Annotated in this window: 17 protein-coding genes and 2 pseudogenes; 16 read left to right on the forward strand and 3 right to left on the reverse strand. The window is 54.8% G+C overall.

All coding sequences use genetic code 11. The features are described from left to right. The 11 genes and pseudogenes from HMPREF2959_RS12985 to HMPREF2959_RS07885 all read left to right on the forward strand — a co-directional run. A partial coding sequence (locus HMPREF2959_RS12985; protein WP_083314159.1) for a hypothetical protein occupies window positions 1–202 on the forward strand: 202 nt, incomplete at its 5' end. 39 nt (window positions 203–241) lie between these two features. Then, window positions 242–1,084: a class II glutamine amidotransferase gene (locus HMPREF2959_RS07840; RefSeq protein ID WP_002230832.1), complete on the forward strand. Its 843-nt coding sequence runs from the start codon at window positions 242–244 to the stop codon at window positions 1,082–1,084. 28 nt (window positions 1,085–1,112) lie between these two features. Next, window positions 1,113–1,577: a transcriptional regulator NrdR gene (gene nrdR, locus HMPREF2959_RS07845; RefSeq protein ID WP_002217912.1), complete on the forward strand. Its 465-nt coding sequence runs from the start codon at window positions 1,113–1,115 to the stop codon at window positions 1,575–1,577. A gap of 31 nt (window positions 1,578–1,608) precedes the next feature. Further along, the gene (gene ribD, locus HMPREF2959_RS07850; RefSeq protein ID WP_002247071.1) at window positions 1,609–2,718 is read left to right on the forward strand and encodes a bifunctional diaminohydroxyphosphoribosylaminopyrimidine deaminase/5-amino-6-(5-phosphoribosylamino)uracil reductase RibD; all 1,110 of its coding nucleotides are present in this window, start codon (window positions 1,609–1,611) and stop codon (window positions 2,716–2,718) included. Between the two features lie 194 nt (window positions 2,719–2,912). After that, window positions 2,913–4,334: a lipopolysaccharide biosynthesis protein gene (locus tag HMPREF2959_RS07855; RefSeq protein WP_070696632.1), complete on the forward strand. Its 1,422-nt coding sequence runs from the start codon at window positions 2,913–2,915 to the stop codon at window positions 4,332–4,334. Next, a pseudogene (locus HMPREF2959_RS07860) lies at window positions 4,331–5,402 on the forward strand (glycosyltransferase family 4 protein). Before HMPREF2959_RS07855 ends, HMPREF2959_RS07860 begins: the two are co-directional and overlap by 4 nt. Before the next feature lie 19 nt (window positions 5,403–5,421). Further along, a pseudogene (locus tag HMPREF2959_RS07865) lies at window positions 5,422–6,594 on the forward strand (glycosyltransferase). Then, window positions 6,587–7,828, forward strand: a complete 1,242-nt coding sequence (locus tag HMPREF2959_RS07870) for a NeuD/PglB/VioB family sugar acetyltransferase (RefSeq protein WP_002235158.1) — start codon at window positions 6,587–6,589, stop codon at window positions 7,826–7,828. The pseudogene HMPREF2959_RS07865 and the gene HMPREF2959_RS07870 overlap by 8 nt, the downstream one beginning before the upstream one ends. A 77-nt stretch (window positions 7,829–7,905) precedes the next feature. After that, window positions 7,906–9,081, forward strand: coding sequence for a DegT/DnrJ/EryC1/StrS family aminotransferase (locus HMPREF2959_RS07875; RefSeq protein WP_070696646.1), 1,176 nt, complete (start codon window positions 7,906–7,908; stop codon window positions 9,079–9,081). A gap of 47 nt (window positions 9,082–9,128) precedes the next feature. Further along, window positions 9,129–11,039, forward strand: coding sequence for an NADH-dependent dehydratase PglD (pglD, locus tag HMPREF2959_RS07880; protein ID WP_070696635.1), 1,911 nt, complete (start codon window positions 9,129–9,131; stop codon window positions 11,037–11,039). 57 nt (window positions 11,040–11,096) lie between these two features. Continuing rightward, complete coding sequence (locus HMPREF2959_RS07885) at window positions 11,097–12,389, forward strand: valine--pyruvate transaminase (RefSeq protein ID WP_002241916.1); 1,293 nt, start codon at window positions 11,097–11,099, stop codon at window positions 12,387–12,389. Between the two features lie 51 nt (window positions 12,390–12,440). On the opposite strand, the gene HMPREF2959_RS07890 is transcribed toward HMPREF2959_RS07885, so the two are convergent. The 3 genes from HMPREF2959_RS07890 to HMPREF2959_RS07900 all read right to left on the reverse strand — a co-directional run bounded on the left by HMPREF2959_RS07890 (window position 12,441) and on the right by HMPREF2959_RS07900 (window position 14,138). Continuing rightward, window positions 12,441–13,277 (reverse strand): PHP domain-containing protein, encoded by an 837-nt coding sequence (locus tag HMPREF2959_RS07890; protein ID WP_002241917.1) that lies wholly within the window; start codon window positions 13,275–13,277, stop codon window positions 12,441–12,443. A gap of 446 nt (window positions 13,278–13,723) precedes the next feature. After that, window positions 13,724–13,927, reverse strand: coding sequence for a hypothetical protein (locus HMPREF2959_RS07895; RefSeq protein ID WP_002217925.1), 204 nt, complete (start codon window positions 13,925–13,927; stop codon window positions 13,724–13,726). Next, window positions 13,905–14,138 (reverse strand): RNA-binding S4 domain-containing protein, encoded by a 234-nt coding sequence (locus HMPREF2959_RS07900; RefSeq protein ID WP_070696649.1) that lies wholly within the window; start codon window positions 14,136–14,138, stop codon window positions 13,905–13,907. Before HMPREF2959_RS07900 ends, HMPREF2959_RS07895 begins: the two co-directional genes overlap by 23 nt. Window positions 14,139–14,336: 198 nt before the next feature. Here HMPREF2959_RS07900 and HMPREF2959_RS13400 point away from each other — a divergent pair, with 198 nt between their 5' ends. From HMPREF2959_RS13400 to cas2, 5 genes are all read left to right on the forward strand, one after another. Further along, a complete protein-coding gene (locus HMPREF2959_RS13400) occupies window positions 14,337–14,465 on the forward strand; it encodes a hypothetical protein (RefSeq protein ID WP_019742775.1) in 129 nt (42 codons plus the stop codon). Window positions 14,466–14,682: 217 nt separating this feature from the next. After that, complete coding sequence (gene dnaE / locus HMPREF2959_RS07910) at window positions 14,683–18,117, forward strand: DNA polymerase III subunit alpha (RefSeq protein ID WP_070696638.1); 3,435 nt, start codon at window positions 14,683–14,685, stop codon at window positions 18,115–18,117. Between the two features lie 277 nt (window positions 18,118–18,394). Continuing rightward, window positions 18,395–21,640 (forward strand): type II CRISPR RNA-guided endonuclease Cas9, encoded by a 3,246-nt coding sequence (gene cas9, locus HMPREF2959_RS07915; protein ID WP_070696641.1) that lies wholly within the window; start codon window positions 18,395–18,397, stop codon window positions 21,638–21,640. 65 nt (window positions 21,641–21,705) lie between these two features. After that, complete coding sequence (gene cas1, locus HMPREF2959_RS07920; RefSeq protein WP_070696643.1) at window positions 21,706–22,620, forward strand: type II CRISPR-associated endonuclease Cas1; 915 nt, start codon at window positions 21,706–21,708, stop codon at window positions 22,618–22,620. Next, window positions 22,613–22,939, forward strand: coding sequence for a CRISPR-associated endonuclease Cas2 (gene cas2, locus HMPREF2959_RS07925; RefSeq protein ID WP_002214566.1), 327 nt, complete (start codon window positions 22,613–22,615; stop codon window positions 22,937–22,939). Before cas1 ends, cas2 begins: the two co-directional genes overlap by 8 nt. Window positions 22,940–23,100: the final 161 nt, after the last annotated feature.

Below are 23,100 nucleotides of genomic sequence, written 5' to 3' on the forward strand. Positions count from 1 at the left end.
GAAATTCCAGATTCCCGCCTGCGCGGGAATGACGGCTCAAAAGTTACGGAACGAAAAACAACCAAAACCGGACAAGTCGGATTCCCGCCTGCGCGGGAATGACGGAATCTTAAGTTTCCGTCTTTGTTTTCTGTTTTCTGTTTTCGAGGGAATAACGGGGAACAAGCCGTATTTCAGACGGCATTTTCAGTTCGGGGTATAATCCGAATACTTGCGACCATCTGAATCATTGGGACAAACCATGTGTCAACTGCTGGGCATGAACTGCAATACGCCGACCGATATTATGTTTTCCTTTGAAGGCTTCCGCCGCAGGGGCGGCATTACCGACCACCATGCCGACGGTTTCGGCATCGGCTTTTTCGAAGGCAAAGGCGTGCGCCTGTTCCATGACGACAAACCCAGTGCCAATTCGCCCGTCGCCGACCTCGTGCGCGCCTACCAGATTAAATCGGAAAACGTCGTCGCCCATATCCGCAAAGCATCACAAGGACAAACCTCGCTGGCGAACACCCATCCCTTTATGCGCGAAATGTGGGGCGGCTACTGGCTGTTTGCCCACAACGGACATTTGATTGATTTTTTTCCCGAACAGGGCGAATTTTTCCACCCCGTCGGCACAACCGATTCCGAACGCGCGTTCTGCCACATCCTCAACCGCCTGCGCACCCGCTTTGCCGCCCGTCCCGACGACGACACGCTGTTTGACGCGATTGCGGGGCTGACGCACGAAATCCGCAAGTTCGGGCTGTTTAACTTTATGCTTTCAGACGGCATTGCCCTGTTTGCCCACGCCAGCACACTACTGCACTACATCGTCCGCCAAGCCCCGTTCGGCAAGGCGCGCCTGCTCGACGACGACGTGATGGTCGATTTTGCCGAAGTAACCACGCCCAACGACCGCGTCGCCGTTATCGCCACCCTGCCGCTGACCCGCGACGAATCATGGTCCCAACTTGCCGTGAACGAACTGGTCATGTTCCGCGAAGGCAACATCGTCCGACACGACCGTCCCGAAAACCCCGTCTATATGAGTGCCGAAGAAGGTCTGGAAATCGCCCGCGCCGCCGGCGTATCGGTTTGACGTTCAGACGGCATCAGGAAGAAACGCTATGAAATGCCCGTTTTGCGCCCACCCCGACACCCGCGTCGCCGATTCGCGTCTGATGGAAGAACGCAACGCCGTGCGCCGCCGCCGCCACTGCCCCAACTGCGGCAAACGCTTCGGCACGCTCGAAACCGCCGAACTCAAAATGCCCGCCGTCATCGGTCCGGACAAAAAACGCTCGCCCTTTAATGCACAACGCCTCCGCAACGACCTGACCGCCGCCGCCCGAAAATCCGCCCTGACACCCGAACAGATCGACGAAACCGTCCGCCTGACGGAACACAGGCTCTACACTTCGGGTCAGCGCGACATCCCCTCTGCCGCACTTGCCGACATGGTGCTAAAAGAACTGCTCCGACAAGATACGGAAGCCGCCGTCCGTTTCGCCGCCCTGCACAAACGCTTCGACAATCCGGCAGACTTTGCCTCGTGGCTGGCGCAAGCCGTCAAAACAGGCGGCAAAGCCTGATTCCCCCAACCCATACTGATACGGTATCCCTATGTTTTCGGACACAGATATATCCATGATGGAAAACGCCCTCCGACTTGCCGCTTTGGGGCGTTTTTCCACTTCGCCCAATCCGCGCGTCGGCTGCGTTATCGCACACGGCAGCCAAATTGTCGGGCAAGGCTTCCACGTCAAAGCGGGCGAACCCCATGCCGAAGTCCACGCCCTGCGTCAGGCGGGCGAAATGGCACAAGGCGCGACCGCCTTTGTTACCCTCGAACCGTGCAGCCATTACGGGCGTACCCCGCCCTGCGCCGAAGCTCTGCTCCGTTCCGGCGTAACACGCGTCGTTGCCGCCATGCGCGACCCCAACCCGCTGGTTGCCGGCAAAGGGCTTGCCATGCTCGAAGCAGCAGGCATCAAGACGGAATGCGGTTTACTCGAACATCAGGCAAGGGAACTCAACCGAGGCTTCCTGTCGCGCATCGAACGCCGCCGCCCCTTCGTCCGCCTCAAATGCGCCGTTTCGCTGGACGGCAAAACCGCCCTTTCAGACGGCAGCAGCTTTTGGATTACCGGCGAAGACGCGCGTGCCGACGTACAGGTTTTGCGTGCCGAAAGCTGCGCGGTGCTGACCGGCATCGGCACGGTGTTGGCGGACAATCCCCGGCTCAACGTCCGCGCTTTTCCAACTTTGCGCCAACCCGCACGCATCGTTTTAGACAGCCGCCTGCGCCTGCCCTTGGACAGCCACCTTCTGACCGACGGACAATCTCCAACCTACATCGCCACCTTGGAACGCGATGAAGATAAACTCCGCCCCTATCGGGAACACGCACACATCCGCATCCTGATGCCGTCTGAAACGGCAGACGGCAAAATCGACCTGCACCACCTGATGCGCCTCCTTGCCGACGAAGGTTTCGGCGAAATCATGGTCGAAGCAGGCTCCGAACTCACATCCGCATTTTTGGCAGAAGATTTGGCGGACGAAATCGTTTTATACCGCTCGCCCAAAATCCTCGGCGGCGGCAGCGGTTTATTTTGCCTGCCCGAAAACCGCGCCGCCCTTTCCGCACCGCCCTTGTGGACACCTGTTTCAAGCGAAATCCTCGGACACGACATCAAAACCGTGTTCCGAAAAAACGGCAACGCCTTTTAAAGGGTTTGCGCCATTTCACTATATAATAACGCCGATAAAAAACGGCACCATTCAGACCGCCGCCCACCCGAAAAAGCGCAACCCGGACTGCCGCACCCCGCCGGCAGCCGCGACGGCCTGAAAGCCGTCAAATTCCGATCAAGAAAGGCTTCAGACGACACAGGCAGAATCCCGCTGCCGACCGGACATCAAAAATGGACACAAAAGAAATCCTCGGCTACGCGGCAGGCTCGATCGGCAGCGCGGTTTTAGCCGTCATCATCCTGCCGCTGCTGTCGTGGTATTTCCCTGCCGACGACATCGGGCGCATCGTGCTGATGCAGACGGCGGCGGGACTGACGGTGTCGGTATTGTGCCTCGGGCTGGATCAGGCATACGTCCGCGAATACTATGCCGCCGCCGACAAAGACACTTTGTTCAAAACCCTGTTCCTGCCGCCGCTGCTGTCTGCCGCCGCGATAGCCGCCCTGCTGCTTTCCCGCCCGTCCCTGCCGTCTGAAATCCTGTTTTCGCTCGACGATGCCGCCGCCGGCATCGGGCTGGTGCTGTTTGAACTGAGCTTCCTGCCCATCCGCTTTCTCTTACTGGTTTTGCGTATGGAAGGACGCGCCCTTGCCTTTTCGTCCGCGCAACTCGTGTCCAAGCTCGCCATCCTGCTGCTGCTGCCGCTGACGGTCGGGCTGCTGCACTTTCCGGCGAACACCGCCGTCCTGACCGCCGTTTACGCGCTGGCAAACCTTGCCGCCGCCGCCTTTTTGCTGTTTCAAAACCGATGCCGTCTGAAGGCCGTCCGGCGCGCACCGTTTTCATCCGCCGTCCTGCATCGCGGCCTGCGCTACGGCATACCGATCGCACTAAGCAGCATCGCCTATTGGGGGCTGGCATCCGCCGACCGTTTGTTCCTGAAAAAATATGCCGGCCTAGAACAGCTCGGCGTTTATTCGATGGGTATTTCGTTCGGCGGGGCGGCATTATTGTTCCAAAGCATCTTTTCAACGGTCTGGACACCGTATATTTTCCGCGCAATCGAAGCAAACGCCCCGCCCGCCCGCCTCTCGGCAACGGCAGAATCCGCCGCCGCCCTGCTTGCCTCCGCCCTCTGCCTGACCGGCATTTTCTCGCCCCTCGCCTCCCTCCTGCTGCCGGAAAACTACGCCGCCGTCCGGTTTATCGTCGTATCGTGTATGCTGCCGCCGCTGTTTTGCACGCTGGTAGAAATCAGCGGCATCGGTTTGAACGTCGTCCGAAAAACACGCCCGATCGCGCTCGCCACCTTGGGCGCGCTGGCGGCAAACCTGCTGCTGCTGGGGCTTGCCGTACCGTCCGGCGGCGCGCGCGGCGCGGCGGTTGCCTGTGCCACCTCATTCTGGTTGTTTTTTGCCTTCAAGACCGAAAGCTCCTGCCGCCTGTGGCAGCCGCTCAAACGCCTGCCGCTTTATACGCACACATTGCTCTGCCTGACCTCCTCGGCGGCCTACACCTGCTTCGGCACACCGGCAAACTACCCCCTGTTTGCCGGCGTATGGGCGGTATATCTGGCAGGCTGCATCCTGCGCCACCGGAAAGATTTGCACAAACTGTTTCATTATTTGAAAAAACAAGGTTTCCCATTATGAAAATCGTTTGGACCACATCTATGGCAGGCTTGGGCGGCACGGAAACCGCCACCGTCCGCCTCGGCAGGCTACTCAGGCAGCACGGACACGACATCATGCTTGCCTCTTCGGACGGACCGTTGCTCAAAGAGGCGCAAGCCTTGGGCATACGTTGGCAACCCGTCGATTTCTATCGCGGCGGCCTTTTCGGCTACCTCAAAGGTATGATTGCCTACGCCCGAATGCTGCGGCGCGAACAACCCGACATCATCGACTGCCAAATGGCGCGCGTCGTACCCGCCTGCGCCATTGCCGCCAAAATCGTTTCGCCGAAAACCAAAATCATCTACCACTCGCACGGTTTGGACGCGGCAACCTACCCCAAAATCGCCAAACTCTTCGACAAGCTGGGCGTGTACATCATCGGTAACTGCAAACACGAACGCGAAAAACTCATCCGCCACGGTTTCCCCGCCGACCGGATTGTCTACGCCTACAACGCACTCCCCCCCCCCGGAATTTCCTTTCTGGAAAACCGTCAAAGGCTGCGTCATGCTCGGCACGCTGTCGCGTCTGGACACCGTCCGCGCCGTGCATCTGATGCTGGACATTTTCAAAAAAATGGTCGACCGCGATATGCCCGTACGCCTGAACGTGGCGGGCATAGGCGAAGAAATGGACAATTTGAAAGCGCAGGCGGAACGTCTGGGCATAGACGGCAAAGTTACCTTCCTCGGCGGCGTGCGCGATTTGACCGCCTACTTCAAAGACGTGGATATTTTGGTGAACACGCCCCACTGCATCGGCGACCACGGCGCAGGCGTGGGCAACAACATCTTAGAAGCCGGACTTTACGACACGCCCGTCGTTACCTACGATATGGCGGGCATTTCCGAAATGGTCGTCAACGGGGAAACGGGTTACTGCATTCCTTTCGGCGAAGACGAAGCGTTTATCGAAGCCGTCGATACACTCATCAAGCATCCGGAGTTGCGCGGTCAAATGGGCAAAGCCCTGCACAAACACGTCGAAACCTTATGTTCCGACGACGAAATCTACCGTACCACCATGGCGGCGTATACCATGTAATGCCGTCTGAAAGCCGCCGATGAACATCACCATAGTCGCCCCTTATTGCTCGCTGCCGTCCGAGCCGCATTTCAACCGCTTCTGGTATCTTGCCGAGCTGTTGTCGCAGTCGCATGACGTGTTGCTGATTACCAGCAACTTCAAGCACTACGACAAATCTTTCAGACGGCCCGAAGATGCCGAGGCCGCCTCACAAGGCCGTCTGAAAGTCATGCTGTTGGAAGAAAGCGGATACAGCAAAAACGTGTCTTTAGGACGCGTGACCAGCCATCACCGCTTCGTCAAACATTTTGAAAAATGGTTGGAAAACTGCCGTCCGGGCGAACAAGACGTCGTCTTTTCCGCCTATCCGCTGATTGCCACCAACCTGCTGTTGGGCAAACACAAAGCGCGTTTGGGTTACAAACTGATTGTCGATGTGCAGGACGTATGGCCGGAGTCTTTCTCCTCGGTCGTACCGTTTTTGAAAAAAGTACCGCACAAGCTGCTGCCCTTTGCTTCACGCGCCAACCGGGCCTACCGCTACGCCGACGCGCTGGTTGCCGTATCGCAGACTTATCTCGACCGCGCCAAAGAAACCAATCCGAACGTACCCGGCGAAGTCATCTATATTGGTGCTGACTTTCCCAAACTCGATGCCGCACCTGCCAAAGATTTTGGCGACGACAAAACCCGCTTTTTCTACTTGGGCACGCTCAGTTACAGCTATGACGTGGAAACCGTGTGCAAAGGCGTTCGGAAACTTTTGGACGACGGCGAAAATGTAGAGCTGCACATCATGGGCGGCGGCCCCGATTTGGACAGGCTCAAACAATATGCCTGCGACGGCATCAAGTTTTACGGCTACATTCCTTACGCCGAAATGATGTCGGTCGCCAAGGGCTGCGACATTGCCATCAACGCCATCCAGTCCTATTCAATGGCATCGATTACCAACAAACTCTCCGACTATATGGCTTTGCAAAAACCGATTCTGAACAGCTAGGTCAACGACGAAGTTGCCGAAGTCCTTACCCTGCTACCGCATGCGAACTACCGTTCCGGTGATGTGGACGGTTTCGTTCAAGCCGCCAAAGATATTTTGAAGCGCAAAAGCGATCCTGTTCAGTCCGACGAAATCGTCCGCCGCTTCAAACGCGATGTGGCGTATCAGAAAATCGTCAACCTGATTGAAAGATTAGCTCATGAATAAATTTTTCAAACGCCTGTTCGACATCATCGCCTCCGCATCGGGGCTGATTGTCCTCTCACCCGTTTTCCTGATTTTGGCGTACCTCATCCGCAAGAATCTGGGTTCGCCCGTCTTCTTCATTCAAGAACGCCCCGGAAAGGACGGAAAACCTTTTAAAATGGTCAAATTCCGTTCCATGCGCGACGCGCTTGATTCAGACGGCATTCCGCTGCCCGACAGCGAGCGGCTCACACCCTTCGGCAAAAAACTGCGTGCCGCTAGTTTGGACGAACTGCCTGAATTATGGAATGTCTTAAAAGGCGACATGAGCCTGGTCGGCCCGCGCCCGCTGCTGATGCAATATCTGCCGCTGTACGACAACTTCCAAAACCGCCGCCACGAAGTGAAACCCGGCATTACCGGCTGGGCGCAGGTCAACGGGCGCAACGCCGCCTCATGGGACGAACGCTTCGCATGCGACATCTGGTATATCGACCACTTCAGCCTGTGCCTCGACATCAAAATCCTACTGCTGACGGTTAAAAAAGTATTAATCAAAGAAGGGATTTCCGCACAGGGCGAAGCCACCATGCCCCCTTTCACAGGAAAACGCAAACTTGCCGTCGTCGGCGCGGGCGGACACGGAAAAGTCGTTGCCGACCTTGCCGCCGCACTCGGCACATACGGCGAAATCGTTTTTCTGGACGACCGCGTCCAAGGCAGCGTCAACGGCTTCCCCGTCATCGGCACGACGCTGCTGCTTGAAAACAGTTTATCGCCCGAACAATTCGACATCGCCGTCGCCGTCGGCAACAACCGCATCCGCCGCCAAATCGCCGAAAAAGCCGCCGCGCTCGGCTTCGCCCTGCCCGTCCTGATTCATCCGGACTCGACCGTCTCGCCTTCTGCAACAGTCGGACAAGGCGGCGTCGTTATGGCGAAAGCCGTCGTACAGGCTGACAGCGTATTGAAAGACGGCGTGATTGTGAACACTGCCGCCACCGTCGATCACGATTGCCTGCTTGATGCTTTCGTCCACATCAGCCCGGGCGCGCACCTGTCGGGCAACACGCGTATCGGCGAAGAAAGCTGGATAGGCACAGGCGCGTGCAGCCGCCAGCAGATCCGTATCGGCAGCCGCGCAACCATTGGAGCGGGCGCAGTCGTCGTGCGCGACGTTTCAGACGGCATGACCGTCGCGGGCAACCCGGCAAAACCATTGGCAGGCAAAAATACCGAGACCCTGCGGTCGTAAACGATTAAAATAAACAGCCTAAGCAACAGACGGCAGAAATGAGGAAATGCCGTCTGAAAACCGACGGACCAAACACCATGCTGAACACTTTCCTTTCCCCGTGGCCCTGCTTCACCCAAGAAGAAGCCGATGCCGTTTCCAAAGTCCTGCTGTCCAACAAAGTCAACTACTGGACGGGAAACGAATGCCGCAAATTTGAAAAAGAATTCGCCGCCTTTGCCGGCACGCGGTACGCCGTCGCCCTTTCCAACGGCACGCTGGCACTCGATGTCGCGCTCAAAGCAATCGGCATAGGCGCGGGCGACGATGTGATTGTTACCTCGCGCACTTTCTTGGCTTCCGCGTCCTGCATTGTGAACGCGGGCGCAAATCCGGTGTTTGCTGATGTGGATTTGAACAGCCAAAACATCAGCGCGGAAACCGTCAAAGCCGCGCTGACACCGACTACCAAAGCCATCATCGTCGTCCACCTCGCCGGTATGCCCGCCGAAATGGACGGCATCATGGACTTGGCAAAAGAACATGATTTGTGGGTCATCGAAGACTGCGCCCAAGCGCACGGCGCGAAATACAAAGGCAAATCCGTCGGCAGCATCGGACACGTCGGCGCATGGTCGTTCTGCCAAGACAAAATCATGACCACGGGCGGCGAAGGCGGCATGGTTACCACCAACGACAAAGCACTGTGGAGCAAAATGTGGTCGTACAAAGACCACGGCAAAAGCTATGACGCCGTGTACCACCGCGAACACGCCCCTGGCTTCCGCTGGCTGCACGAAAGCTTCGGCACAAACTGGCGTATGATGGAAATGCAGGCGGCAATCGGGCGCATTCAGCTCAAACGCCTGCCCGAATGGACTGCCTGCCGTCAAGCGCACGCCGCCAAGCTGGCGGAAAGCCTAGGCAAATTCAAAAGTATCCGCTTGGTTGAAGTCGCCGACTACATCGGACACGCGCAATATAAGTTCTACGCCTTCGTCAAACCCGAACACCTCAAAGACGGCTGGACGCGCGACCGCATCGTCAACGAACTGAACGCGCGCAAAGTCCCCTGCTATCAAGGTAGCTGCTCCGAAGTGTATTTGGAGAAATCCTTCGACAACACGCCTTGGCGTCCGAAAGAGCGGCTGAAAAATGCTGTCGAGTTGGGCGACACCAGCCTGATGTTCTTAGTACATCCGACGCTGACCGACGGCGAAATCGCGTTCTGCAAAGAACACATCGAAGCCGTATTGACCGAAGCCACACGATAACCCTTCAGACGGCATATGCCGCCTGAAAGCACATACCGCCCCACGATATGACTCTGGAAACCCTGCTTGCCCTACCGCGCAACATCAAGAAAATCTGTTTCCTCATACACGATTTTCTGATGATTTTCATTGCCTTTTGGTTTACCCAAAGCCTGAAGGCCGACTACTCGAACGAATGGTTCGACCCTGCCAACTGGCAGTCTTTCCTATTGACCGCGCTGTTGACCATCGGCCTGTTCGTCAGAATGGGGCTCTACCGTGCCGTTACACGCTTTGTCAGTTTCCACGTCCTGACCACCGCTTTTGCCGGCAGCATTGTTTCCGCCGTCCTGTTCTTCCTCAACACATTGATTTTTGAAGAAAGGCTGCGCCTCGCCCTGCCGATTGTCTATTTCTTACTGCTGTTTGTTTCCGTGACCGGCTCGCGTATGGTTTTGCGCGGACTGTTGTCCGAACACCCCAAAAAACAGATGATCCCCGTCATCATTTACGGCGCGGGACGGTCGGGCAGACAACTGCTTGAGGCCGTCAAACAAATGCGCGAATATTCCGCCGCCGCCTTTGTGGACGACGACCCCAAACTGTGGCACACCGTCATCTACGACCTTGCCGTTTACCAGCCCGATGCCATCGCCTTCCTCATCGAACGCTACGGCGTGGAAAAAATCCTGCTCGCCATCCCCGGCGCGACTCAGGAACAACGCCTCCGAATCATCAACAAACTGGAAGCCTATCCCTGCGAAGTGTTGACCATTCCCGGAATGAAAGACCTGATGGACGGAAAAATCAGCATCGGCACGCTCAAAAAAATCTCTGTGTCCGACCTGCTCGGGCGTGATTCCGTCGCACCAGACGACCGCCTCATGAATGCCGACATCGAAGGCAAAACCGTCATGGTAACCGGCGCGGGCGGCTCCATCGGTTCGGAACTCTGCCGCCAGATTATCCGCCGCCGCCCCGAAAAGCTGCTGCTGTTCGAGTTATCCGAATTCGCCCTGTACGCCATCGAAAAAGAATTGCGCGAAACCTGCATCCAAAAACGCCTCGATACCGAAATCCTGCCCTTTCTCGGTTCGGTGCAAAACCGCACGCTGCTCGAACACGTCATGACCGCCTTTTCCGTTGCGACCGTCTATCACGCCGCCGCCTACAAACACGTCCCCATGGTCGAGTTCAACACCGTCGAAGGCATACGCAACAACATCTTCGGCACACTCGAGTGCGCGCTTGCCGCCACGGCATCGGGCGTAAGAACTTTCGTCCTCATCTCCACCGACAAAGCCGTCCGCCCCACCAACACAATGGGCGCGGGCAAACGTATGGCGGAACTCTGCCTTCAGGCGCTCGCCGCCGAACCCGGACAGCAAACCCGCTTCAGTATGGTGCGTTTCGGCAATGTTTTGGGTTCGTCCGGCTCCGTCGTCCCGCTGTTTGAAAAACAGATTGCCCAAGGCGGCCCGCTCACCCTGACCCACCCGGAAATCACGCGCTATTTCATGACCATACCCGAAGCGGCGCAACTGGTTATCCAAGCCGGCGCGATGGGCAAAGGCGGCGACGTGTTCGTCCTCGATATGGGCGAATCCGTCAAAATCATCGACCTTGCCCGCCAAATGATTACCTTAAGCGGCCTCAAACCCAAAACACCCGAACAACCCGACGGCGACATCGAAATCCTCATTACCGGACTGCGTCCCGGCGAAAAACTCTACGAAGAGCTGCTCATCGGCGACAACGTCCGCAAAACCGGCCATCCGCGCATCATGACCGCCAACGAAACCATGCTGCCGTGGCGCGAGCTCTCCGCCCTGCTCGACCGCATCCGTGCGGCCTGCGACCGTTACGACCAGCAGGCAATCCGCACCCTGCTCATCAACGCCCCGACCGGCTTTGCCCCGAGCGACGGTATCTGCGACCTGCTTTGGGTTCGCGAAACACACAGAAAAAATGCCGTCTGAACCTTCAGACGGCATAACGTACAAACCAACCTACCTTACACACACACGGAGTTTGACATGCAGTTTTCGGCATTCGGCGAAAAATTCACGCAACACAGCGGCATCCTCCAACTGATGGACGACCTCGGCGACGCGCTCAAAAGCGACAAGCCCGTCAACATGCTCGGCGGCGGCAACCCGGCGCGCATTCCGGAAATCGATCGGGCGTTCGCCGACATATTCTCCAAACTGGCGGCAGAACACGCCGTCGAAAACATCGGCAACTACTCCAACCCCCAAGGCGATGCCGCGCTGATTGACGCGTTGACCGCCTTCCTCAACCGCGAATACGGCTGGAACCTGACCGCCGACAATATCGCGCTGACCAACGGTTCGCAAAACGCGTTTTTCTATTTATTCAACCTCTTCGGCGGCAAATTCAACCTTTCAGACGGCACATCCGCAGAAAAAGCCATTTTGTTGCCGCTCGCGCCCGAATACATCGGCTATGCCGACGTACATATCGAAGGGCAGCACTTCGTTTCCGTCAAGCCCAAAATCGAAAACGTCGAACACGAAGGCGAAGCAGGCTTCTTCAAATACCGCGTGGACTTTGACGCACTGGAAAACCTGCCCGAACTCAAAGCGGGCAAAATCGGCGCGATTTGCTGTTCGCGCCCGACCAACCCGACCGGCAATGTGTTGACCGACGGCGAAATGGCGCGTTTGGACGCTTTGGCGCGTGAACACGGGATTCCGCTGATTATCGACAACGCCTACGGAATGCCGTTCCCCAACATCATTTACAGCGACGTAACGCTGAATTGGCATGAAAACATCATCCTCTGCTTCAGCCTTTCCAAAGTCGGCCTGCCGGGCGTTCGCACCGGCATCATCGTCGCCGCGCCGGAAGTGGTCAAAGCCGTCAGCAGCCTGAACGCGATTGTGAACCTTGCCCCCACGCGCTTCGGCGCGGCCATCGCCGCCCCGCTACTGGAAAGCGGCGAGATGAAACGGCTTGCCGACCAAGTCATCCGGCCGTTTTACCGCAATCAGGCGCAAACCGCCGTCTCGCTGCTCAAGCGCGAGCTGGGCGCGTACCCGATGAAAATCCACAAACCCGAAGGCGCGATTTTCCTGTGGCTCTGGTTTGAAAACCTGCCCGTTTCTTCGCAAACCCTGTACGAAATGCTCAAAGCCGAAGGTACGCTGATTATTCCGGGCGAACATTTCTTCGTCGGCATCGACACACAGGATTACCCGCACGCGGGCGAGTGCATCCGTATGAGCATCGCGCAGGACGCTCAAACGCTGGAAAAAGGCATTGCCGCCATCGGTAAAACCGTCCGAAAACTGTACGACAACGTTTAAGCCGCAAAAAATGCCGTCTGAAAGCCTTTCAGACGGCATTTTTATCCGCATTCAATGTCGGGAGAAATGCGCCCACACCGGCCTACAGTTTTCCGGCAGCTCGGGACACGCGCCGAGGATGCCGCCGCTGAAGTCGTTTAAACGGTGGAAGTCGCTGCCCGCGCTGGCGAGCATACCGAAACGTTCTGCCAAAAGCGCGTAGTTGAGGCGGTCGTTTTTGCAACAGTTTCCGCTGTGGACTTCGATGCCTGCGCCGCCGAGGTTTTTAAATTCTTCAAACAGATTGCGCTTGGCGGTGGCGGACAAGTCGTAGCGCATGGGGTGGGCGATGACTGCCATGCCACCCGCGCCGTTGACGGCGGAGACGCAGTCTGCCAGCGTCGCCCATTCGTGTCGGACGGCGCAGGATTTGCCGTCGCCCAAGTATTTGGTGAACGCCTGCTGCTTGTTTTTGACGTGTCCCACCCGAATGAGGAACTCGGCGACGTGTGTGCGGCTGACCATTTCTTTGTTTGCCGCCAGCGCGAGCGCGCCGTCGTATGCGCCCGAAATGCCGCGTTTTTCCAGCTTGGCGGCGATGGCTTCGAGGCGTTTCAGACGGCCTTGCCGCACTTGCGCCAACAGGTTTTGCAGGTTTTCGTCTTGTTCGTCAAAGTCTAAGCCGACAACGTGTATGGTACGCCCGCGCCACGTTACGGAGATTTCCACGCCGTTAATCAGGCGCAAACCGAGCCTGTCGGCTTCGGCACGCGCTTCGGCGATGCCGCCGGTGTGGTCGTGGTCGGTCAACGCCAGCAGCGTGCAGCCGTTTTGATGCGCGAGGCGCACGACTTCGGCGGGGGAAAGCATACCGTCGGAAACGGTGGAATGGCAGTGCAGGTCTATCATGGGGTGTTATATGTGTGGTGAATGAAGGTCGGGGGGCAATATTGTCGGGCAGTGTGGCGGCGGCGGTCATTTTAAAAAACAGGTGTATGGCAAATGCAAAGAAAAAGTCCCTATACCGTCATTCCCGCGCAGGCGGGAATCCAGACTTTGATTTATTGGAAATGTTTAAGGTTAACCGCTATTTCAAACTTCCGGATTCCCGCCTGCGCGGGAATGACGATAGGGATGTTTTCAATTTTAATCTACTATAAAAGACTGTCTGAAAACGTGGTTTTATAGTGAATTAAATTTAAACCGGTACAGCGTTGGCTCGCCTTGGCTCAAAGAGAACGATTCTCTAAGGTGCTGAAGCACCAAGTGAGTCGGTTCCGTACCATCTGTACTGTCTGCGGCTTCGTCGCCTTGTCCTGATTTTTGTTAATTCACTATATCAAGCCGAACCGTTTTCAGACGGCATCGTCCGACCAACCCGCTTCTTTCAATTTCCGCCGTTGCGCGTCGTAGCGGGCCTTGTCCGCCCAGTAAATCGTCTGAATGCACGCGTCGCCGCAGTCGCTGCCGCAGCATTCCCACGACTCGGGGCGGACGGGTTCGTCTAAAAGCGGCTCGCCCAAAAGGGCTTCGGCTTTATGCTTCAGGGTCGTATCCATCGGCGATTTCCAAGCGCGCGCCGTCAAACTCGATGACTTCGCCGCCGCGTATTTTGGCGGTTTTGCGGATTTCGGTTTCGCCGTTGCGCGACACCAACCCTTCGGCAATCAACGCCTTCGCCTGTCCGCCGCTTTCGGCAAGTCCGGCCAATTTCAAGAGGTCGCACAGGGCGATGTATTCGTTGTCTTCGAGATAGACGATGGCTTCCATGATGTCCCCTTGCAGAAAGAGACCGTTATTGTAGCACCTGCCGCCGCCGTACCCAAAATTACCGCAAAACCAGCGATGTATCCGCACCGCCTGTTCCGTAAAAGTAAAAATGCCGTCTGAAACCCCATATGCCGCCATCCGATCAAAGAAATCCTGTCCAACGGCAGACTGCAAATCCTGTTCCCCGACGAATCCGCATTGACGCTGATGCACATCCTCAAACACGAACTGCCCGATACACTGGTCATCGGCATCAGCCATCAAAACGAAATCAAAAACCTGTTTGAACGTAAAATTAATTTAACTGCTTGCCATCCGTCCGAATAAGGTATATAGTTCTTTATAACTAGTTTGATAGTCCTTTATATCTATCAATACTCCTTGGGAAGCCTCCGCCATACGGCAGGAGGCATTTTTTTGCCGTCGTAAAAGCTCAAAAACATTTGCAGGTCATGCCGTCTGAATCCGAAGCGGCATGACCTACACCGCCATCTAAAGACAACCCTGCTACAATACGCCTTTTATTGTTCACGCCGATTTTGCCATGACCGAGCCGACCTACATCCCCCTGCGCCTGCATACCGAGTTTTCGATTACCGACGGTATGGTGCGGATTAAAAAACTGATTGCCAAAGCGCAGGAATACGGTTTGCCTGCTTTGGGCATCAGCGATTTGATGAACGAATTCGGCTTGGTGAAATTCTATAAAGCCTGCCGCAGCGCGGGGATTAAGCCCGTCGGCGCGGCGGACGTATGGATAGGCAATCCGAATGCGCCCGACAAGCCGTTTCGCGCCATGCTGATTATCCGCAACGATGCGGGCTATCTGCGCTTGAGCGAGCTTTTAACGGCGGCCTATGTCGGCAAAGACCGCAATATCCATCATGCGGAACTCAATCCCGAATGGCTGGCAAACGGCGACAACAGCGGCTTGATTTGTTTGAACGGCGCGCATTACGGCGAAGTGGGCATGAATCTGTTGAACGGCAATGAAGACGCGGCGCGTACGGCGGCGTTGAAGTATGCGGCGTGGTTCCCCGATGCGTTCTATATGGAGCTGCAACGCCTGCCCGAACGCCCCGAATGGGAGGCTTGCGTTTCGGGCAGCGTGAAGCTGGCGGAGGAATTGGGTTTGCCGGTGGTGGCGACGCATCCGACACAGTTTATGAGCCGCGACGATTTCAACGCACACGAGGCGCGGGTGTGTATCGCGGGCGGCTGGGTATTGACGGACAAAAAACGTCCGCGCGATTTCACACCGGGCCAGTTTTTCATTCCGCCGGAAACGATGCTGGAGCGTTTCGCCGACTTGCCCGAAGCCTTGGAAAACACGGTGGAAATCGCCAAACGCTGCAACCTGCACATCACATTGGGCAAAAACTTCCTGCCCCTTTTCCCCACGCCCGACGGTTTATCGCGCGATGACTATCTCATCAAACTCTCAAACAAGGGTTTGCAGGAACGCATGGTTCAGCTTTATCCCGACGAGGCGGAGCGTGCGGCAAAAATGCCGGAATATCAGGAACGTTTGGATTTTGAGCTGAACATCATCATCCAGATGAAATTCCCCGGCTATTTCCTTATCGTACAAGACTTTATCAACTGGGCGAAAACGCACGGCTGTCCGGTCGGGCCGGGACGCGGTTCGGGCGCGGGTTCGCTGGTGGCGTATTCGCTGAAAATTACCGACCTCGACCCGCTGAAATACGCGCTGCTGTTCGAACGTTTCTTAAACCCCGAACGCGTCTCCATGCCCGACTTCGACGTTGACTTCTGTCAGGCAAACCGCGGCCGCGTGATCGAATATGTACGCGATAAATACGGCGCTCAGGCGGTCAGCCAGATTGTTACCTTCGGCACGATGTCGTCCAAAGCGGTCATCCGCGACGTAGGGCGCGTGCTGGAGCTGCCGTTTATGCTGTGCGACAAATTGTCCAAGCTGATTCCGCTGGAAGCCAACAAACCTCTGGGTTTGGACGATGCGATGAAGGCGGAGCCGCAGATTCAGGAATTAATCGAAGCGGAAGAAGCGGACGAACTGATTACGCTGGCGAAAAAGCTGGAAGATTTGACGCGCGGCTTGGGTATGCACGCGGGCGGCGTATTGATTGCGCCGGGCAAGATTTCCGATTACAGCCCCGTGTATCAGGCAGACGAATCCGCCTCGCCAGTATCGATGTACGACAAAGGCGACGTGGAAGACGTGGGCTTGGTGAAATTCGACTTTTTGGGTCTGCGAAACCTGACCATTATCGAAATGGCGCAGAACAACATCAAAAACACCACCGGCGATATTGTCGATGTCGGCAAGATTCCGCTTGACGACCAGGCCGCCTACCAAATCTTCCGCGATGCGAACACCACCGCCGTCTTCCAGTTCGAGTCGACCGGCATGAAAAAAATGCTGAAAACGGCGCACACGACCAAGTTTGAAGAACTCATCGCCTTCGTATCGCTCTACCGACCCGGTCCGATGGACAACATCCCCGACTTCGTCGCGCGCATGAAGGGTCAGGAATTCCAATACATCCACCCGCTGCTCGAAGGCATCCTCGCGCCGACCTACGGCATTATGGTGTATCAGGAACAAGTGATGCAGGCGGCGCAGATTATCGGCGGCTACTCGCTCGGCGGCGCGGACCTGCTGCGTCGCGCCATGGGTAAGAAAAAGCCCGAAGAAATGGTGAAACACCGAGAAATCTTCGCCGAAGGTGCGGCGAAACAAGGCATTTCGCGCGAAAAATCCGACGAAATCTTCAACTACATGGAAAAATTCGCCGGCTACGGCTTCAACAAATCCCACGCCGCCGCCTACGCCCTGATTTCCTACCAGACCGCATGGCTCAAAGCCCACTACCCCGCCGAATTTATGGCGGCGACCATGTCGTCTGAATTGGACAACACCGACCAGCTCAAGCATTTCTACGACGACTGCCGCGCCAACGGCATCGAGTTCCTGCCGCCCGACATCAACGAATCCGACTACCGCTTCACGCCGTATCCGGACATGAAAATCCGCTACGCGCTCGGCGCGATTAAAGGCACGGGCGAAGCCGCCGTCGAATCCATCACCGCCGCGCGGCAAAGCGGCGGCAAGTTTACCGGCCTCTTGGACTTCTGCGAGCGCGTCGGCAAAGAACACATGAACCGCCGCACCCTTGAAGCCCTGATACGCGGTGGCGCGTTCGACAGCATCGAACCCAACCGCGCCATGCTCTTGGCAAACATCGACCTTGCCATGAACAACGCCGACCAAAAAGCCGCCAACGCCAATCAGGGCGGTCTGTTCGACATGATGGAAGACGCCATCGAACCGGTGCGGCTCATTGACGCACCGATGTGGAGCGAATCGGAAAAACTCGCCGAAGAAAAAACCGTCATCGGCTTCTACCTGTCCGGCCACCCCTTCGGCCCGTATGCCCAAGAAGTCCGCCAAATCGCCCCGCAGAAACTGTCGAAACTCAAACCGCAAGACAGCGTGCGCCTCGCCGGATTCGTTACCGCCGTACGCACCATGATGGGCAAGCGCGGCAAAATCGCCTTCGTCAGCCTTGAAGATTTGAGCGGACAGGTTGAAATCATGGTCGGCGGTCAGACGTTGGAAAACTGCGCCGACTGCCTCAAAGCCGACCAAGTGCTGATTATCGAATCCAAAGTCAGCCGCGACGACTACGGCGGCGGCGACGGGCTGCGTATTCTGGCAAACCAAGTCATGACCCTGCAAACGGCGCGCGAACGCTACGCCCGCAGCCTCAGCCTCGCCCTCGCCCCGCATCACGACATCGGCGGACTGGTACGGCTGCTCGCCGCCCACCAACTGCCCGACACGCCGCGCATCCCGCTGCAACTGTCGTATGCCAACGAAAAAGCGTCGGGCAGGCTTCAAGTGCCGCGGAAATGGACGGTTACACCGAGTTCCGCCTTGTTCGGCGAACTGGAAACATTGCTCGGCAGCCGGTCGGTGCGCGTCAACTGGTAACCCAAAATATAAATGCCGTCTGAAGCCCAAAACCGGTTTCAGACGGCATTTTTTAGCCGAAATAAACGATGCCCCTTAAAGCAGAAGCTTTAAGGGGCAGAGCGTTGCGGCACATCTTTTCAGACGGCCTTATTGTAGCAACGGTTCTCATTTCGCAGTGCGACAATATGTTTGGGATTCTAGCCGTTGTGAGATGATAAGTCAATAATCTATTTGTATATAAATAAGACAATCAGATATATTATCATTATTTGCAACGTTGTTTACGGAGTAATAAATGGCTGCCTTCAAACCTAATTCAATCAACTACATCCTCGGCCTCGATATCGGCATTGCATCCGTCGGCTGGGCAATGGTAGAAATTGACAAAGAAGAAAACCCCATCCGCCTGATTGATTTGGGCGTGCGCGTATTTGAGCGGGCCGAAGTACCGAAAACAGGCGACTCTCTCGCAGCGGCAAGACGCTTGGCACGCAGTGTTCGCCGCCTGACCCGCCGTCGCGCCCACCGCCTGCTTCGGACCCGCCGCCTATTGAAACGCGAAGGCGTATTACAAGCCGCCAATTTTGACAAAAACGGCTTAATTAAATCCTTACCGAATACACTATGGCAACTTCGCGCAGCCGCATTAGACCGCAAACTGACGCCTTTAGAGTGGTCAGCAGTCTTGTTGCATTTAATCAAACATCGCGGCTATTTATCGCAACGGAAAAACGAGGGCGAAACTGCCGATAAGGAGCTTGGCGCTTTGCTTAAAGGCGTAGCCGGCAATGCCCATGCCTTACAGACAGGCGATTTCCGCACACCAGCCGAATTGGCTTTAAATAAATTTGAGAAAGAAAGCGGCCATATCCGCAACCAGCGCGGCGATTATTCGCATACGTTCAGCCGCAAAGATTTGCAGGCGGAGCTGAATTTATTGTTTGAAAAACAAAAAGAATTCGGCAATCCGCATATTTCAGACGGCCTTAAAGAAGGTATTGAAACCCTGCTGATGACGCAACGCCCCGCCCTATCCGGCGATGCTGTTCAAAAAATGTTGGGACATTGCACCTTCGAACCGACAGAGCCGAAAGCCGCTAAAAACACCTACACAGCTGAACGTTTCGTCTGGCTGACCAAGCTGAACAACCTGCGTATTTTAGAGCAAGGCAGCGAGCGGCCATTGACCGATACCCAACGCGCCAAGCTTATGGACGAGCCATACAGAAAATCCAAACTGACTTACGCACAAGCCCGTAAGCTACTGGGTTTAGAAGATACCGCCTTTTTCAAAGGCTTGCGCTATGGTAAGGACAATGCCGAAGCCTCAACGTTGATGGAAATGAAGGCCTACCATGCCATCAGCCGTGCGCTGGAAAAAGAAGGATTGAAAGACAAAAAATTCCCATTAAACCTTTCTCCCGAATTACAAGACGAAATCGGCACGGCATTCTCCCTGTTCAAAACCGATGAAGACATTACAGGCCGTCTGAAAGACCGTATACAGCCCGAAATCTTAGAAGCGCTGTTAAAACACATCAGCTTCGACAAGTTCGTTCAAATTTCCTTGAAAGCATTGCGCCGAATTGTGCCTCTAATGGAACAAGGCAAACGTTACGATGAAGCCTGCGCCGAAATCTACGGAGACCATTACGGCAAGAAGAATACGGAAGAAAAGATTGATCTGCCGCCCATCCCTGCCGACGAAATCCGCAACCCCGTTGTTTTGCGTGCCTTATCTCAGGCCAGAAAAGTCATTAACGGCGTGGTTCGGCGTTACGGCTCCCCCGCACGTATCCATATTGAAACGGCAAGGGAAGTAGGAAAATCGTTTAAAGACCGCAAAGAAATCGAAAAACGCCAAGAAGAAAACCGTAAAGACCGTGAAAAAGCCGCCGCCAAATTCCGAGAGTATTTCCCCAATTTTGTCGGCGAACCCAAATCCAAAGATATTCTGAAACTGCGCCTGTACGAGCAACAACACGGCAAATGCCTGTATTCGGGCAAAGAAATCAACTTAGGCCGTCTGAACGAAAAAGGCTATGTCGAAATTGACCATGCCCTGCCGTTCTCGCGCACATGGGACGACAGTTTCAACAATAAAGTGCTGGTATTGGGCAGCGAAAACCAAAACAAAGGCAATCAAACCCCTTACGAATACTTCAACGGCAAAGACAACAGCCGCGAATGGCAGGAATTTAAAGCGCGTGTCGAAACCAGCCGTTTCCCACGCAGTAAAAAACAACGGATTCTGCTGCAAAAATTCGATGAAGAGGGCTTTAAAGAACGCAATCTGAACGATACGCGCTACGTCAACCGTTTCCTGTGCCAATTCGTTGCCGACCATATGCTGCTGACAGGTAAAAGGAAAAGACGTGTCTTTGCATCCAACGGACAAATTACCAATCTGTTGCGCGGCTTTTGGGGATTGCGCAAAGTGCGTGCGGAAAACGACCGCCATCACGCCTTGGATGCCGTCGTCGTTGCCTGCTCGACCGTTGCCATGCAGCAGAAAATTACCCGTTTTGTACGCTATAAAGAAATGAACGCGTTTGACGGGAAAACCATAGATAAAGAAACAGGAGAAGTGCTGCATCAAAAAACACACTTCCCGCAACCTTGGGAATTTTTCGCACAAGAAGTCATGATTCGCGTCTTCGGCAAACCGGACGGGAAACCCGAATTTGAAGAAGCGGATACCCCCGAAAAACTGCGTACCCTGCTCGCAGAAAAATTATCATCTCGTCCCGAAGCCGTGCACGAATACGTTACGCCACTGTTTGTTTCGCGTGCGCCCAATCGGAAGATGAGTGGGCAAGGCCATATGGAAACCGTCAAATCCGCCAAACGGCTGGACGAAGGCATCAGCGTGTTGCGCGTACCGCTGACACAGTTAAAACTGAAAGACTTGGAAAAAATGGTCAATCGGGAGCGCGAACCTAAGCTATACGAAGCACTGAAAGCACGTTTGGAAGCACATAAAGACGACCCAGCCAAAGCCTTTGCCGAACCGTTTTACAAATACGATAAAGCAGGCAACCGCACCCAACAGGTAAAAGCCGTGCGCGTAGAGCAAGTACAGAAAACCGGCGTATGGGTGCGCAACCATAACGGCATTGCCGACAACGCAACCATGGTGCGCGTAGATGTGTTTGAAAAAGCTGGCAAATATTATTTGGTGCCAATTTACAGTTGGCAGGTTGCGAAAGGAATTTTACCGGACAGGGCTGTTGTTGCTTATGCAGATGAAGAGGGCTGGACTGTAATAGATGAAAGCTTCAGATTTAAATTTGTACTTTATTCGAATGATTTAATTAAAGTTCAACTTAAAAAAGACAGCTTTTTAGGTTACTTTTCAGGATTAGATCGAGCCACTGGAGCCATTTCTCTTCGGGAGCATGATTTGGAAAAATCAAAAGGTAAAGACGGTATGCATCGTATCGGCGTTAAAACCGCCCTTTCCTTTCAAAAATACCAAATCGACGAAATGGGCAAAGAAATCAGACTATGCCGTCTGAAAAAACGCCCGCCTGTCCGTTAAATTAATCTATCCCTGTTTCAGACGACCTGAAGCAGGGATTTTTTATATCAAAATAAGGGGAAAACATGACTTGGCGCAGCCTGCTCATTCAAAACGGCGGCAAACTATCCTTGCAACGCCAGCAACTGCTGATTCAACAAAATGACGAGTCCCACACCGTACCATTAGAAGACATCGCCGTTATCATCATCGAAAACCGCGAAACCCTGATTACCGCTCCACTTCTGTCAGCCTTAGCCGAACATGGCGCAACCTTACTGACATGTGACGAGCAGTTCCTGCCCTGCGGACAATGGCTGCCTTATGCCCAATATCACCGCCAACTTAAAATCCTCAAGCTGCAACTGAACATAAGCGAACCCTTAAAAAAGCAATTCTGGCAACATATCGTCCGCCAAAAAATCCTGAATCAAGCATTTGTCGCAGACGAAACCGGCAATGATCTTGCAGCCAAACGGCTGCGCACTTTGGCATCTGAAGTCCGCTCGGGCGATACAGGAAACCGCGAAGCCCAAGCCGCCGCCCTCTACTTCCAAGCCCTCTTTGGCGAAAAATTTACCCGCAATGACAACAACGCCGTCAATGCCGCATTGAACTATACCTACGCTGTGCTCCGGGCTGCAGTTGCACGCGCCCTGACCTTATACGGTTGGTTGCCTGCATTAGGCTTGTTTCATAGAAGTGAGTTGAATCCATTCAATCTCGCCGATGACTTTATCGAACCCTTACGCCCATTGGCCGATCTGGTCGTTATACATTTGTACGAACAAGGCCGTCTGAAAACTGAACTGACGCCCAGCATCAAACAACACCTTATCAAAACCCTTCACTGTCAAACCAGCATCGAACGGCAACATTTCAGCACCTTGGCTGCCATCGACAAAATGGTTTCGTCATTTCAAGCCGGCGTAACCGATAAAAACGCCAAACAACTGAAACTGCCTGAAATCCTACCATTGAAAGCATACCAATATGAGTGAGGCCAAATTTATGAGGATTATCGTCTTCTTCGACCTACCGGTTATCACGGCGGCAAAGCGCAAAGCCGCCAATCAATTCCGCCAGTTTTTATTAAAAGACGGATACCAAATGCTGCAACTTTCCGTATACAGCCGTATCGTCAAAGGCCGCGATTCGTTGCAAAAACACCACAATAGACTATGTGCAAACCTTCCGCAAGAAGGCTCAATCCGCTGTTTGGAGATAACAGAAAAGCAATATGCCGCCATGAAACTGCTGTTGGGCGAGCTGAAAACCCAAGAAAAAAAGGTCAATTCAGACCAATTATTGTTATTTTAAGCCCATTTTTTCAGACTAAATAAAACGGGAAATCCTTATAGAATAAGGATTTCCCGTTGGGGTATTGTAGCACTGCGAAATGAGAATGGGAGCTACAACCGCTGTGAAATACTTGTGGCGTAATGGGTTATTGTAGCACTGCGAAATGAGAATGGGAGCTA

Origin of the sequence: Neisseria sp. HMSC070F02, from assembly GCF_001814225.1 — a bacterium.
Classification (GTDB): Bacteria; Pseudomonadota; Gammaproteobacteria; order Burkholderiales; family Neisseriaceae; genus Neisseria; species Neisseria meningitidis.

What these genes read in the sequence shown, in the direction of transcription:
- pglD (WP_070696635.1), top strand. Translation starts at nt 9,129, where the DNA reads ATGACTCTGGAAACCCTGCTTGCCCTACCGCGCAACATCAAGAAAATC.
- HMPREF2959_RS07875 (WP_070696646.1), top strand. Translation starts at nt 7,906, where the DNA reads ATGCTGAACACTTTCCTTTCCCCGTGGCCCTGCTTCACCCAAGAAGAA.
- HMPREF2959_RS07890 (WP_002241917.1), bottom strand. Translation starts at nt 13,277, where the DNA reads ATGATAGACCTGCACTGCCATTCCACCGTTTCCGACGGTATGCTTTCC.
- cas9 (WP_070696641.1), top strand. Translation starts at nt 18,395, where the DNA reads ATGGCTGCCTTCAAACCTAATTCAATCAACTACATCCTCGGCCTCGAT.
- cas1 (WP_070696643.1), top strand. Translation starts at nt 21,706, where the DNA reads ATGACTTGGCGCAGCCTGCTCATTCAAAACGGCGGCAAACTATCCTTG.
- ribD (WP_002247071.1), top strand. Translation starts at nt 1,609, where the DNA reads ATGTTTTCGGACACAGATATATCCATGATGGAAAACGCCCTCCGACTT.
- HMPREF2959_RS07900 (WP_070696649.1), bottom strand. Translation starts at nt 14,138, where the DNA reads ATGGAAGCCATCGTCTATCTCGAAGACAACGAATACATCGCCCTGTGC.
- dnaE (WP_070696638.1), top strand. Translation starts at nt 14,683, where the DNA reads ATGACCGAGCCGACCTACATCCCCCTGCGCCTGCATACCGAGTTTTCG.
- nrdR (WP_002217912.1), top strand. Translation starts at nt 1,113, where the DNA reads ATGAAATGCCCGTTTTGCGCCCACCCCGACACCCGCGTCGCCGATTCG.
- HMPREF2959_RS07885 (WP_002241916.1), top strand. Translation starts at nt 11,097, where the DNA reads ATGCAGTTTTCGGCATTCGGCGAAAAATTCACGCAACACAGCGGCATC.
- HMPREF2959_RS07870 (WP_002235158.1), top strand. Translation starts at nt 6,587, where the DNA reads ATGAATAAATTTTTCAAACGCCTGTTCGACATCATCGCCTCCGCATCG.
- HMPREF2959_RS07855 (WP_070696632.1), top strand. Translation starts at nt 2,913, where the DNA reads ATGGACACAAAAGAAATCCTCGGCTACGCGGCAGGCTCGATCGGCAGC.
- HMPREF2959_RS07840 (WP_002230832.1), top strand. Translation starts at nt 242, where the DNA reads ATGTGTCAACTGCTGGGCATGAACTGCAATACGCCGACCGATATTATG.
- cas2 (WP_002214566.1), top strand. Translation starts at nt 22,613, where the DNA reads ATGAGTGAGGCCAAATTTATGAGGATTATCGTCTTCTTCGACCTACCG.
- HMPREF2959_RS07895 (WP_002217925.1), bottom strand. Translation starts at nt 13,927, where the DNA reads ATGGATACGACCCTGAAGCATAAAGCCGAAGCCCTTTTGGGCGAGCCG.